Here is a 13,814-nt window from a genome sequence, read left to right as displayed (position 1 = left end):
TTTTGATTAAAAAGACTCTAATGATTTTGGAAAAAAAAAGTTGGAGTCTTTTTTAAAAACTTAAATCCAAAATAAAAGTCAGTTTTATAGCAATATTATCTTTGAAGTTACTTAGATGATTTGGTCCATAACGGTAATAGCCGCCGAGACCCAATCCGTTGAAGATTTTATTGAGTTCGATACCGGATTCAAAAAATCCTTTGTTCAAGGTCTTAAAATCGATTCCGATATGGTTGTCAGAATTTTTCATGGAACCCCAAGCCATTCTGGTCACAAAATCGAGGGAGGGTTTTATTTTATTGAAAATGTGAATTCGGTTAAAACCGTGTTTGAACTGAAAAGACAGGAATTCGCTGGAAAAAAATTCATTGAAGTACATGGTCTCAAAACTGTTTCTGCCGGCAAATGTAATTCTCTTAAAAATCGTTTCCTGGTTAAGGTTGTTAGGTGAGTTGCTGTACAATTGAGGCAGCGGAATATCTCCAAAAGCGGTTCCGGCTTCGAGCAGTAAATAAGTTCTTTGACCATTTAAATATTTGATTTGATAATCGGCTTTAAAATCAATTTTGGTATAGACAAAGTCATTATTCCAAACATTCGGAATGGACTGCGTTAGCTGTAATGTGAATTTTGGAAACCGTTTTTCGGCTTCAAATCTCCCGTTTGGGGTTTGCATATAATCACTGTAGGGATTCCATTTTAAAGAAAGTGTCGCCGTAGTCATCGTGTAGGTGTGATACGAAGTGCCATTTAGAACATAAGTGTAATCGAATTGAGGCGTTATAAAAGTATTGGCCAACGCCAAAACACTTTCTGTTTTTGGAATAATTTTACTTTCCAAAGCAATTCTCCAGCGCTCATATCGGTAAAAAGTATTGAAGTTTATCGAACGCGGGTCATAAATCTTGAATGCCTTTTTTTCAACAGCATAATCGGTACTGGCAATGTCCCGCAGATCATCGGTATAGCTTACGCCAACCCAGCTATTAGAGAATTTATTCACTCGGACACTGATTCCTGAATTGTATTTGAAGTTATGATCCCTCAGTCCATAAGCTGAATAGCCTTCGAGGCGGTATTTTTTTGAGAAATAATCATTTGTTGTGCCTCCAATACCTAACCGAAGACCTTCATAATTGTTATAGCTCAGTATTCTGCGCAGATCGAAATCCCAAAAGCCAAGGGGGAGGTAACCGGTTAGAATTTTTCGCCCTAAATTCAGCCTGTTTTCAATTCTCTTTTTTATCGAAATGCTGTCAAGGGATAAATAGGTTTTCTCGCTGCGGCTATCCAGACTGTCTTTTCGGAATTCAGTCCAAAAGCTTTCAGGTTTGTTTATGGCATTCTCTTTGATTTCAACTTGAACTATCGGTTTTTTGATTGATACAGGAGTAGTGTATTGAATGTCGAAATTTGTGGTTTGGGAAAGCAGATAAATATAATCAGATTCATTTCTTTTTCTTGGCGTTAAGTCTTCTTCAACATCGCCGTCAAATTGAATTGTTCCTCCCAATATTTTTATATCGTCATCATTGATTCCTTTGACAATTTTAAAAGTTGTCGAGGTAGGAAACCACAAGTATTTTTCTGGAATGAACTGAAATTCATGAATCCCGCTAATGTCCAGTATGCCTTTGATGCGCATAATCGCTTTTGCAACTGCAAAATTTATTTCATCGATATATAAGATTCCTTCCAGTCCTGCAGCTCTTTTTTCTTTCTTGTTTTTAAAGTAAATCATATAGGTGTCCCGTCCATCTATAGCCACAGTGTCCAGTAGTTTGAAGTTGTAATCCTTTAGAGCGTCATTGTCAATCGGGCTGTTGTATTTGGTTTCGAAAAGCTCGTATTTTGGGTCGTAAATGGAGTAGGACTGAAGATTAAAAGTTAGGATTTCGTAAACTGGCTGTTTGAATCCTGCCATTTTTGTGCCTAAAATCGTTTCTTTTAATCTCTTGCCGTCAAATTGGTATTTTGACACTTTTTCCGTTTGAAACAAATGCTGTTTCTTGATGAGCTGTTTGAATTTATAATCGGTAGAATCGAGTTTTTTTAGATAAGTTCCATAAGTGTCGGTTACAAATACGGAGTCTATAGTTCCATTTATGGAATCAGGATTGGCAGTAACAATGAGTTTGTTGTAGGATTTGAACTCGAAGCTTTTTAGTTTTTTCTGCGGATTGTTTTGCTCTTTATTCTGAATGGCTTTCTTTATAATGGCCAATGCAGGGTTTTCATTAGAAATAATAACTTCATTGAGAGGATCTGTTTTTTGAAGCAAGGTTATTTTGTAAAACAGCTGGCTGTCTGTTACGGCAATGTTTTTTTTTACGTATCCAATGTAGGAAATCGTTATTGCCGTTATTTGGTTTTTGGATAATAAACGGAACTTTCCGTCCACATCAGATATGGTGCTGGAGCCATCATTTGAAGTAATAGAGGCGAAAGGGAGTGCTTTTTGGGTTGAAGCATCTTTTACAATTCCGGTTATTTGAAATTGTGCTTGAAGCGAAAACGTAAAAAAGAAGAACAAAATAATAAAGTGCTTCATATAAACGATTTAATGCAAAACGTTTTTTTAGGCGTTTTGTTGCTACAAAAATAACTATAAAAAAATCTGTCTCGTTCCAAATGAACTTGACAGATTTTTATTTTTAGTTTGAATATTAAACTTTCATGATTTCGGCTTCTTTTACTGCCAGAAGCTCATCAATTTTTTTAATATAAGAATTAGTCAAGTTTTGCACTTCTTCTTCGGCGCTTTTGCAAATGTCTTCCGAAGTTCCTTCTTTTTCTAATTTTTTGATATCAGTATTAGCATCTTTTCGGGCATTTCTAATCCCGATTTTGGCATCTTCTGCTTCTGATTTGGCTTGTTTTGCCAATTCGCGTCTTCGGTCTTCGGTAAGTGGCGGAACGCTGATGATAATCATGTCGCCGTTATTCATTGGATTGAAACCAAGATTAGCAATCATAATTGCTTTTTCTATAGGATGCAGCATGTTTTTTTCAAAAGGCTGCAGTGTAATTGTTCTGGCATCAGGGACACTGATTTTGGAGACTTGTGACAGCGGTGATGCTGACCCGTAATAATCAACAAAAACACTTCCCAACATCGCTGGCGATGCTTTTCCGGCGCGGATATTTAAAAAAGCTTTTTCCAAATGCTCAATCGAACCTGTCATTGATTCTTCTGTGCTGTCTAATATAAATTCAATTTCTTCGGTCATAATTTAGATTTTCAGATTTTTGGATTTTCAGATTTTTGGATTTTTTTTAGAATTTTTCTATTCTTATCTAATAATCCAACAATCTAATTAATCCAAGATGTCTATATATTTACTACTGTTCCTATATTGTCTCCTGTACAAATTTTCAATAGATTGCCTGCTTTGTTCATGTCGAATACAACTATTGGCAATTTGTTTTCCTGGCTTAAAGTAAATGCTGTGGTATCCATTACATTCAATCCTTTTTTCAATACATCATCGAAAGTGATGAAGTCAAATTTTACAGCAGAAGCATTTTTTTCAGGATCACAGTCATAAACACCATCAACACGGGTTCCTTTTAAAATAACATCAGCATTGATTTCGATACCGCGCAAAACGGCTGCGGTATCAGTAGTGAAATAAGGGTTTCCGGTTCCTGCTCCAAAAATTACAATTCTTCCTTTTTCTAAGTGGCGGTCCGCTCTTCTTTTGATATAAGGTTCTGCAATGGATTCCATTTTTAAAGCTGTCTGCAGGCGGGTTTTCATCCCTTTGTCTTCAAGAGCTCCCTGCAGCGCCATTCCGTTAATAACAGTAGCAAGCATTCCCATATAATCTCCTTGTACTCTGTCCATTCCCTTACTGGCTCCAGCCACACCTCTAAAAATGTTTCCTCCTCCAATTACGATAGCGATTTCTACACCTTTGGCATGAATTTGCTTGATTTCATCGGCATATTCGGCCAATCGTTTTGGGTCAATACCATATTGTAAATCACCCATTAAAGCTTCACCGCTTAATTTCAGAAGGATTCTTTTGTATTTCATCAGTCAGTTTTGTTTTTTTAAGGTCTCCCTTCGTTTGTCGAAAGTAAATTGCGTCAGTTATTGAGTTCAATCTCACGAAATTTGTGCAAATATAGACATATTCTGTTTTTTTTGAAAATAGTGTTCCTTAAATATTTAAATTAAGTTTTTCGTAAGATTTTTTGGCAGATTCATACCCGATATTAAATATAGCTTCCATCTTAATTTTACTGGTTTCGAATGTGCTGTATTGAGATAAGGCTTCGGGTTCAATCAGCCAATTGCAATGATCAAACTTTTGTGTGCTTGAATTTGCCGATAGCAAATCAAAAGCTCTTGCCGTTACTGATTTGATTGAATTTAAATCACCAGCTTCAATTTTTTGAATCGGGCTAACATAAACGCCAATTAAAGTTTCGCATTTTTCTTTTAAAATGTCAGTTGGAAAATGATTGAGTATTCCTCCGTCGCTGTATAATTGGCCATCAATCTCATAAGGGGACATTATTCCAGGGAATGATGATGATGCCAAAATTGCATCTATCGTTTTTGTTTCTGGTCCAAATATTTTTGATTTCCCTTTAATCATATCAGTTGCCGTGATGTATACTGGAATTTTGAGTTCAGACAAAGTCGTGTCCTTAAAAATGTCATAAAAATACTCTTTGAATGATTCGGAATCTATTAAACCCGCTTTTGAAAAGGTGAAATGTTTCCAATGAAAAAAATAAATTGATTTAAAGAAATCCAAAATGGCTGCAGGAGATTTCCCGCTGCCATATAAGGCAGCAACAATGGAGCCTGCACTTGAACCAGCAATCTGCAGGGGATGAATGTTTTTTTCTTCCAGAAATTGTAACACGCCTGCATGAGCGATACCTTTTGATCCTCCTCCAGAAAGTATTAAGCCTATTGATTTTGTGTTTTTGTTCATTTAATAAATTTATGCTTTTTGTTTGTTCTGAGATGATTTTTATCACATTTTAAATATAATCATATCCCTAAATTTGTATCAGATAAACTTGTATATGAAATGAGCATATTGTTGTTGAGGCAGCATAGAGTAATCACGAAAAAATGATAAAATAAACTGCCGGCTAATCAATAACAATATGTAAGTTTCTTTTGATGAGAATTAAATTAAAGATAAATGAAAAGTTCGGTAGCAAAAGCATTATTTAACAGTTATTCCTATTTAGAGTATAAGAAAGTTGTGAGCGATTTGCTGGCAGAAGGCAGGTCAACAGGGAATGAGCAATCTCCAGAATTATTGAATTATACTGCTTTGAACGAAACAAGACTGAAACGTTTGGACAAAACAATTGTTGTTACTGAAGAAATCAAGTCTAAACTAAAAACATTAAACAAAGAATATATTTGGTTAGTTATTGCTGAAGGCTGGTGTGGCGACGCAGCTCAAGTTTTGCCAATATTGAATAAAATGGCTCTCGAATCAAATAAAATAAAATTGAAAATCATTTTCAGAGATTCGAATGATGATTTGATGAATCAATATCTGACTAATGGAGCAAGGGCCGTTCCAAAACTTTTGGTTATTGACAAAGAATTTGGAAAAGTGTGCTGTCATTGGGGACCAAGACCCAAAGGAGCTGCTGATTTAATTGTGAATTATAAAGAACAATTTGGGATGATTGATGAAGAGGGCAAAGCGCAATTGCAGTTGTGGTATTTGCATGATAAAGGATTGTCTGTACAAAATGAAGTTACAGCCATGATGTATTCTATAAAAGAATGTGTTTGTTTATGAGGATATTTTTTTTGAAATTATTTTTTTTTAACAAAAAAAATGTAATTTAGTATTTGCTAACCAAGTCTATTGTTTTGATTTACTTTTTTTTATTGGCGTTTTAAATATTGTTTAACAATTTAAAAGACATCGTATGAAAAAGCTATTTGAAAAGTTTTACGACTATTTCTCTCATTTTCTATTTGGAAATGAAAGCGCTACTCACTATTAATCAATAGTGATGGCAAACTGAAAAAAGAGTGTAAAGACACTGCTTTAATAAAAAACACATCACAAATCCAATTTTGTATTTGTTATGTGTTTTTTTTTGGATTACATTTTTTGGATTAGACTCTGTTCGAATAAATTTACATTTATTGCATCTTCTACATTGTAATCGCCAATTTTTGTGCGCCTCAAAACAGTTAAGTGCGACCCAGAATTCAGTGCTTTTCCAAAATCGAAAGCGAGAGAACGAATATAAGTTCCCTTACTGCAGACTACTCTAAAATCAATTTCAGGAAGTGCAATTCGGGTGATTTCAAATTCATGAATAGTAGTTTTTCTCGAAGCAATTTCTACCGTTTCGCCAGCACGAGCGTGTTCGTATAGGCGAACGCCGTCTTTTTTTATGGCCGAAAAAACAGGCGGTTTTTGATCAATTTCGCCTAAAAACTGTTTTACCGTTTCGTGAATCAAAGTTTCATCGATATGATCTGTTGGGAAAGTTTGATCGATTTCGGTTTCCAAATCATAGGAAGGTGTTGTGGCTCCAATATAAAAAGTTCCAGTATATTCTTTGGCTTGACCCTGTAATTCAGATATTCTTTTAGTGAATTTCCCAGTACAGACCAATAATAGGCCAGAAGCTAACGGATCTAAAGTGCCCGCATGCCCAATCTTAAATTTTTTTGGCAATCCTGCTTTATTGATTAACGCATATTTGAGCTTGTTTACCGCTTGGAAAGAAGTAAAATGCAAAGGTTTGTCAATTAAGAGAACCTGACCATTTAAAAAATCTTCGGCTGTCATTAAATTACGGTCAGAGGGTGGATGAAATAATGAATTGCCAGCAGTACAATTCCAGCAATAATTCGGTAATAACCAAAAACTTTAAATCCGTTTTTTGTCAAAAATCCGATGAAGCTTTTAATTGCCAAAAGAGCAACAATAAATGCAATCACATTTCCTATAATAAGTAAATTAATTTGATCGTCAGACAATACAAATCCGTCTTTATAATAATCATAGCATTTTTTTGCCGTAGCTCCCAGCATTGTAGGGACAGCTAGAAAGAAAGAGAATTCTGCAGCAGAAGTTCGTGAAAGTTTTTGCGACATTCCTCCAACAATCGATGCGCCGCTTCTGGAAACACCTGGAATCATGGCAAGACATTGGAACAAACCAATTTTTAAAGCCTGTAAATAAGTGGTTTCTTGTGAAGTTTCGGAGGTATTTGGGTTATTGAACCATTGATCTACTTTTAATAAAATAATACCGCCTATCAATAATGAAACGGCAACTGTTACAGGATTCTCGAGCAAGGCGTCAATTTTTTTGCTGAAAAGCAAACCAAAAACAACAGCGGGAATAAAAGCTACTACTAATTTGAAATAAAAATCAAAGGATTGAAAAAAACGCTTGAAATATAAAATCACAACCGATAAGATGGCTCCCAATTGAATTACAATAGTAAAAAGTTTGGTAAAATCATCGTGTGCTATTCCAAAAAAAGAGGAAGCGATAATCATGTGTCCTGTAGAAGAAACAGGCAAAAACTCAGTAATCCCCTCGATAATAGCAAGGATAATAGCTTGTAATGTATTCATTTATGCTTTTTTAGAATTTTTAAGGATAGCATAAATAGTAATTCCAAAACCAATTAGAACTGTTGCTGGCGCCAAACGAATTCTTCGGAAATCAAAAACAGAATCGTTAAATACATTAGGGTCATCGCTGCCGCCGCCAGACATTAGTATAAAACCTAATACAATTACACCAATTCCAATTAATAGAATTTTATAATTTACTTTTTCAAAAAGGAATTCGTGTTTATTTTGTTCGTTGTTTTTCATTTTGTCATTGTGAGGAACGAAGCAGTTTCATTCCTATATTTTTAATTTAGTATAAATCGTCAGTTCTTAAGTTTAAGAATCGCTGTGTCGCAAAATAAGTGCTTAACCAAGTAATCAAAATGCCAATTCCAAATATGGCAATTAGGACAAGGGCAATTACTAATTTGTCATCTAAGATTCCCAGACCCGGGTAAGTATTAGCAAGATAAATGAGCAGTGCTAATAAAGCAAGAACAGCAAGACCAGCTCCAATCATTCCCAGTTTTATGCTACGCATTACAAAAGGTTTTCTAATAAAAGATTTAGTAGCGCCCACCATCTGCATGGTTTTAATGATGAATCGGTTTGAATAAATGGACAAACGCAATGAACTGTTGATTAACAGTACAGCGATAACCGTCAATAATCCGCTGGCGATTAATATCCACATACTCACTTTCTTGATGTTGTCATTAACTAAATTTACCAGCTGTTTGTCATAAACAATATCCGAAACCATAGCATTTTTGCGTAAACGGGCTTCTATTTTTGCGATACTGTCTCTAACCACAAAATTGGCTTTTAAGTGAATGTCATAAGAATTCTGTAAAGGATTTTCGCCTAAAAAGGTCATGAAATCTTCACCAATAATATCCGAATGCTGTTTTGCGGCAGCTTCTTTGGAAACATACACATACGATTTTGCAAAACGGGCGGATTTTAATTCAGTGCCAAAAGCTTTTACAATACTGTCATTAGCATCATTCTTAAAAAATACTGTCATCGCAATTTCTTCTTTGAAATCGTCTGCCAGTTTTTTAGAATTTATAATAAAAAAGCCTAGTACCCCTAAAAGAAATAATACTAAAAATATACTCAGAACTACCGAGAAATAAGAGGAAAGTAATCTGCGTTTTTGGAATTTATCAAAGGATGATGCCATAGTTTTTTGTAATTATGGGGTAAAAATAATAAACATATTCTTTAATTTGAAGTTAAAGGCAGCCAAAGTTTTAACTTTAGTGCAGAAAGATGCCTTTCTGAATGAAATTAAGCCAATTTACTCAAAATCGGATTAAATGCTTTCGAAGAAACTACTATTTTTTCGCCTATGCGCAGCGCCTCTGTTTCTTCTTCCATCGCAACAACTTTTACAATATTGGTGCCAATTAAAACTGAGACTATGTAAATGAAGTTTTCTTTTTCGATTTTTAAAATCTCCCCTATAAATTGAAATTTCCCGCTATTTGAATGGCTTGAAAATATCTCAGAAGGTGTTCCTTGTTTTGTGATTGTGCCATTTTCAATAACCAGTACTTGGTCTGAAAGTTTATAAATTTCGGAAATATCGTGACTGACTAAAATGGTGGTCAGTTTATATTTTCTATGCGCTTCCAAAAGATAATCCTGCAATTTCAAACGCATTTCGGTATCAATTGCCGATAAAGGTTCATCCAAAAGCAGAATATCCGGCTGCCGAACCAAGGCTCTCGCCAAAGCTACACGCTGTTGCTGTCCGCCTGATAATTGATTTGGTTTTTGATGCTGTAAAGAAACGAGTTCCATTGTCTGCAGCAGTTCGTCAACAATGGTTTTATCTTGTCCTTTTTCTAAAGCAAAATCCAGATTTTCTCGAACGCTCATATTCGGGAACAATGCATAATCCTGAAAAACATAGCCAATTTTGCGTTTTTGCGGTGGGAGATTTATTTTAGAATGCGTGTCCAGCCAAAGGAAATCTTTGACTTTTATAATTCCTGCTTCAGGATTCATCAAGCCGGACAATAGCTGCAAAGTAGTTGTTTTTCCAGAACCCGAAGCGCCATACAAAGTCACAAAGTCATTTTCCTTCACTTGAAAATCAAGATCCAAAATCATTTCTCCCGATGCGGACTGCAGTTTTTTGCTGATTTTAAATTCAATCATGGCAAGGGGCTTATTTTGCTAAAGCGGTGGTTAATACTATAAACACTCAATAAAACAACAAAAGAAAAAATCAGTAAAATTGCCGAATACACATTGGCATCGTGATAATTCATTGCAGTTACTTCGTCAAATACCGCTATGGAAACCACTTTAGTTTCATTCGGAATGCTTCCGCCAACCATTAATACAACTCCAAATTCTCCAATTGTATGTGCAAAACTCAGCACAATTCCTGTCAGCAGCGCCATTTTCATGTTTGGAAGCAGTACATGAAAAACCGTTTGCCATTTACTTTTCCCTAGCGTATAGGAAGCGTCAATTAAGTTTTTGGATATCGATTTGAAACCGCTTTGAGCGGGCTGAACCATAAAAGGCAGACTGTACAAAACCGATGAAATTACCAACCCCGTGAAGGTAAACACCAGTCGGATATCAAAATAATTATCAAGAAATTTGCCAAATGCATTTTCGGGACTAAAGGCAATCAACAAATAAAAACCCAAAACCGATGGCGGTAAAACCAATGGCAGACTTACAACTGCTTCGATAATTACTTTCGATTTTATTTTGCTGTACGCCAGCCAATACGCCAGTGGCAGTCCCACAATAAGCAGAATTACTGTCGTGGTAAAAGCTAGTTTTAGCGTGAGATATATAGGCTCGAAATCAATCATGGGATAAACTTATTTCGTTGGTTTTTATCATCGCGGTAATTTCATCATTTTCTTCTATGCCGAGTTGGTCAAACGCCGTTCTTGTAATTACGGAGGCAATGGTATACCTGCCAAAACGCAATATTATTTTGCAGAGCAATGTTCCCTTTTCGAATGAATTTACAATGCAGTCCATTTTATTCTGAACACTTATTGTTCCTGCAAATTTTTTGGCAAGAATGACTTCAGTTTCTTTAAAAAGTATTTTTATGCTGTTTCCTGTTTTTAGATAATGAGCCGTTTCGGGTGTGTCAATTACTATCGAAGTTAATACAGTATCCTGCACTTTTATTTTAACCAATGACAAAGAGCCTTCGGTAGTGATTTCGGTAATATTTCCTAAAAGTGTGTTCATTTTTTGTTTTGTGAATAACCGTAATAATTCAGAATCTGAATTGCTTTTTCAGACGAAATATAGTCATAAAATTGCTTTGCTACAGCATTTCCTTTGCCGTGTTTCAAAATTACGCAACCTTGTTCTAACGGTGAATGGCTTTCTTGCGGAATCACATAATATTTTCCGCATTCTTTTTTCATCGCTGGAGACATCGCATCGGATAAAGCGATTATTCCAATATCGGATGCGCCAAAAGCGGTAAACTGGGCTGCTTGAGCAATGTTTTCGCCAAACACCAGATTACTTTTTACTTTGTCGTACAGTTTGAAATGTTTTAAGCTTTCTATTGTTTTAGCACCATAAGGAGCTGTTTTTGGATTCCCGATGGAGATTTTTTTTACTTTTTCATTTAACAGCGAATTCATTTTCTCGGTATTTGGATCTAATTTTTTACTCCAAATCGCTAATCTTCCTATCGCATATAATTTTATCGGAGAAACGGTAAAACCATAATTTTTTAGCTGTTTTGGAAAATTCATATCAGCTGAAAAAAACAAATCAAAAGGCGCTCCATTCGAAATTTGCTCGTAAAATTTCCCAGAAGCTCCATAAGTAACTTGAATTACATCGTTCGGATTTTTTAGTTTATATACTTTCAAAATGGAATCCATTGCTGTTTTCAAGTTTGCTGCGACAACAACAGTCGCTTTTTGCTGTCCGAAAATTGTGATTGAAACAAAAAGGATTAAAGACAGCGGTAATAATTTGATCTTATTTTTCATGATGTTTCTATTTTTTAGAACTAAATAATTCGGGTTTAAAGGTAATCATTACATAACTCCAGAGCGGGGTCGAATTGCTGTTTCCACCCTTTAAAACTTCCATGCTTTTGTCGGCAAACAGATAAGAGAATCCCAAATCAATGCTTGTGAAAGTGTTGTATTTGTATCTCAGAATTAAATCATTTTCAAAACCCAAATAGGGTTCAACTACGTTTTTTTGTTTATCTAAGATTTTATTTTCTAAGTAAAATAAATGAAAATCGGATCGTATAGAAAGATTTTTGTTCCAATCATAATTGAAAAAGAAATATGGATTTACCAATCCGCCGTTTTGTACATCTTTTGGAAAAGTGGTAAAATAATCCATGTTTCCCATAAACTTCCAAGCCACACCATACAGCGGTACAAATGATTTGGATATTTCAGACGGCTGGGGAGCATCGTCTCCACTCATAATCTCCGCTCCTAAACGAGCTGTCCATTTTTGCAGTCTGTATTGTATTTCGGGCTGGAAATAATAAGCTGAAATGTTGGTGCCAGACTGAAGCTGTCCGTATTGGTAATAGCCGCTAAAAGTTAAATACAGATTATCTTTCTCAAATTCCAAACGCCCTCCTGAAGTTGCTCTTGTGTATAATGTCTGCGAATTGGTTTTGCTCTCAAAACTATCGGCAGTGTTTATTGTTGTTAAAGTGAAATTCGGGTTTAGTTTAGCTTTTAAATAATGCAGGTTCAAAAGTTTGTAATTATTAAAAGTCGTCGGCGAATATGACGTTTCAAAAATGCGTTCTGAACTTTGATTGAAAGCAGTAAATAATTCCGTTTCGATTTTATCATTTTTATAGATAAGATCAACTCCGTCATGTGCGCGCCCTGTCTGACTCCAGTTGGCTGCCGAGAACAATCGGCCATTGTCTAGTTCCACTTTTTGACGTCCTAATCTGGCAGAGAAATTCTCAACAATTTCAACTTCTGCGAAGGCTTCATAAACATTTAAAGACCCCGTTACTGAAGCTTGTCCGTATTGTCCCCAAACCCGAATGTCTTGTATTGAAGTCAGGAATTTAAACTTTGGCTGTTCGTAGCTGATGTTTAAACGGCTTCTTTGTGAGGCAAAAAAAGCGGCTTTGGTGGTGTCGTTTGGCAACTGTCGGTAGCCATCGCGATACTCGCCTCTAGGTCTGAACTCCAATCCGACAGTAAATATTTTATTTTCTGAATTTACTTTTTTATTAAAGCTTTCGATAACCAATAACGAATCTGCTTCGCGCTGTGTGATGATATTTTTTTGAACTAATAAATTGGTAATGTTACTGTCGATTTGAGCTGATAGATTTTGGCTAAAAAGAAAAGCTATAAAAGTAATTGTTAGGTATAATAAATGGTTTTTTGGTTTCATTAATATGGAGTTAGTTGTGCTTATAGTGTTTTATTGTTGTGTTTACAAATGAATACTGATAACCTGTTGGAGGCATTCAAAAAAAATATTTAACACATAGAAACATAGACTTTATTAAAAAAAGAATGCAAAAAAGAAATACATTTCTTTCACATAGAGGCTATGGGTACTTAAAATAAGTGAAACGCCTACTTTTGAACTTATAAAATCTATGTTTCTATGTGTTTAAAATGATTACAACCAATGGGTTACTGATGTTATAAATGCTAAAATTTTAGATTCTCCGTTTCCTTTTGTGCAAAATCCTTAATCCGTTTTTCGATTTCGTAAAATACAGCAATGGCTCTTTCACCGGCTTCGGTTAATCGCGCGCCACCGCCGCCTTTACCGCCTAATAATTTTTCGACCAAAGGACTTTCGGCACGCTGGTTCATTTCTTCGACTAATTGCCACGCTTGTCGGTACGCCATTTTCATTTCTTTAGCCGCATTGGTTATTGAACCTGTTTTTTGAATATTTTCTAAGAGCCAGATTTTTCCAATTCCCAAAAAGGGACCTTCGGCTTCTTCAATCCAAAGACGAACTTCAATTTTGTATTTTTTAGTGGAATACATAGGTGTGTTTTTTAAAACATACTGCAAACATAAGTATTTTTACTTATAAAAAACCAGTACATTCTATTTTTTTATTGTAAAAAAAATCATCTTTCATTATAAAATAAACGGAAATGTGATTGTTTCTGGCTTGGTGTTTTGCGTGAGGGATTAAAGTGGAGCTCTTTTTTCTTCATCAATTACTTCGGGTTTAAACCGAAGTAATTGATGAAGAAAAAAAGCGG

At 35.3% G+C, this 13,814-nt stretch carries 15 protein-coding genes; 1 reads left to right on the top strand and 14 read right to left on the bottom strand.

What is annotated here, in order from left to right; genetic code table 11:
* Positions 1-52: 52 nt before the first annotated feature.
* The 4 genes from CLU83_RS14710 to CLU83_RS14695 form a co-directional block, all read right to left on the bottom strand.
* Positions 53-2,551, bottom strand: coding sequence for a DUF5686 family protein (locus tag CLU83_RS14710; protein ID WP_100432307.1), 2,499 nt, complete (start codon positions 2,549-2,551; stop codon positions 53-55).
* Positions 2,552-2,666: 115 nt separating this feature from the next.
* Positions 2,667-3,230, bottom strand: a complete 564-nt coding sequence (frr, locus tag CLU83_RS14705; RefSeq protein WP_100432306.1) for a ribosome recycling factor — start codon at positions 3,228-3,230, stop codon at positions 2,667-2,669.
* A gap of 101 nt (positions 3,231-3,331) precedes the next feature.
* Positions 3,332-4,039 (bottom strand): UMP kinase, encoded by a 708-nt coding sequence (gene pyrH, locus CLU83_RS14700; RefSeq protein ID WP_100432305.1) that lies wholly within the window; start codon positions 4,037-4,039, stop codon positions 3,332-3,334.
* 127 nt (positions 4,040-4,166) lie between these two features.
* A complete protein-coding gene (locus CLU83_RS14695) occupies positions 4,167-4,952 on the bottom strand; it encodes a patatin-like phospholipase family protein (RefSeq protein ID WP_100432304.1) in 786 nt (261 codons plus the stop codon).
* Positions 4,953-5,168: 216 nt separating this feature from the next.
* Between CLU83_RS14695 and CLU83_RS14690 the strand changes: the two genes are divergently transcribed.
* Positions 5,169-5,786 carry a thioredoxin family protein gene (locus CLU83_RS14690; protein WP_100432303.1) on the top strand — a complete coding sequence of 206 codons (618 nt, stop codon included), beginning with the start codon at positions 5,169-5,171 and terminating at the stop codon, positions 5,784-5,786.
* A gap of 312 nt (positions 5,787-6,098) precedes the next feature.
* On the opposite strand, the gene truB is transcribed toward CLU83_RS14690, so the two are convergent.
* The 10 genes from truB to CLU83_RS14640 form a co-directional block, all read right to left on the bottom strand.
* Positions 6,099-6,797: a tRNA pseudouridine(55) synthase TruB gene (gene truB / locus CLU83_RS14685; protein WP_100432302.1), complete on the bottom strand. Its 699-nt coding sequence runs from the start codon at positions 6,795-6,797 to the stop codon at positions 6,099-6,101.
* Positions 6,797-7,594 (bottom strand): undecaprenyl-diphosphate phosphatase, encoded by a 798-nt coding sequence (locus CLU83_RS14680; RefSeq protein ID WP_100432301.1) that lies wholly within the window; start codon positions 7,592-7,594, stop codon positions 6,797-6,799. Before CLU83_RS14680 ends, truB begins: the two co-directional genes overlap by 1 nt.
* Entirely contained in the window at positions 7,595-7,840 is a 246-nt protein-coding gene (locus CLU83_RS14675; protein WP_100432300.1) for a DUF3098 domain-containing protein, read from the bottom strand.
* A 46-nt stretch (positions 7,841-7,886) separates the two neighbouring features.
* A complete protein-coding gene (locus CLU83_RS14670; protein ID WP_100432299.1) occupies positions 7,887-8,762 on the bottom strand; it encodes an ABC transporter permease in 876 nt (291 codons plus the stop codon).
* Between the two features lie 107 nt (positions 8,763-8,869).
* Positions 8,870-9,745 (bottom strand): ABC transporter ATP-binding protein, encoded by an 876-nt coding sequence (locus CLU83_RS14665; protein WP_100432298.1) that lies wholly within the window; start codon positions 9,743-9,745, stop codon positions 8,870-8,872.
* On the bottom strand, positions 9,742-10,419 hold the full coding sequence (modB, locus tag CLU83_RS14660) for a molybdate ABC transporter permease subunit (protein ID WP_100432297.1): 678 nt from the start codon (positions 10,417-10,419) through the stop codon (positions 9,742-9,744). Before modB ends, CLU83_RS14665 begins: the two co-directional genes overlap by 4 nt.
* Complete coding sequence (locus tag CLU83_RS14655; protein ID WP_100432296.1) at positions 10,412-10,813, bottom strand: molybdopterin-binding protein; 402 nt, start codon at positions 10,811-10,813, stop codon at positions 10,412-10,414. The genes modB and CLU83_RS14655 overlap by 8 nt, the downstream gene beginning before the upstream one ends.
* Positions 10,810-11,577, bottom strand: a complete 768-nt coding sequence (gene modA, locus CLU83_RS14650; protein WP_100432295.1) for a molybdate ABC transporter substrate-binding protein — start codon at positions 11,575-11,577, stop codon at positions 10,810-10,812. The genes CLU83_RS14655 and modA overlap by 4 nt, the downstream gene beginning before the upstream one ends.
* A 7-nt stretch (positions 11,578-11,584) precedes the next feature.
* Entirely contained in the window at positions 11,585-12,976 is a 1,392-nt protein-coding gene (locus CLU83_RS14645; protein WP_100432294.1) for an alginate export family protein, read from the bottom strand.
* Positions 12,977-13,242: 266 nt separating this feature from the next.
* Positions 13,243-13,590: a winged helix-turn-helix domain-containing protein gene (locus CLU83_RS14640; protein ID WP_100432293.1), complete on the bottom strand. Its 348-nt coding sequence runs from the start codon at positions 13,588-13,590 to the stop codon at positions 13,243-13,245.
* Positions 13,591-13,814 lie beyond the last annotated feature (224 nt).

The sequence above is a fragment of the Flavobacterium sp. 1 genome (assembly GCF_002797935.1).
In the GTDB taxonomy this organism is placed as follows: Bacteria; Bacteroidota; Bacteroidia; order Flavobacteriales; family Flavobacteriaceae; genus Flavobacterium.
Note: the sequence above shows the minus strand (reverse complement) of the source record. Positions and strands in the feature narration are given on the sequence as shown.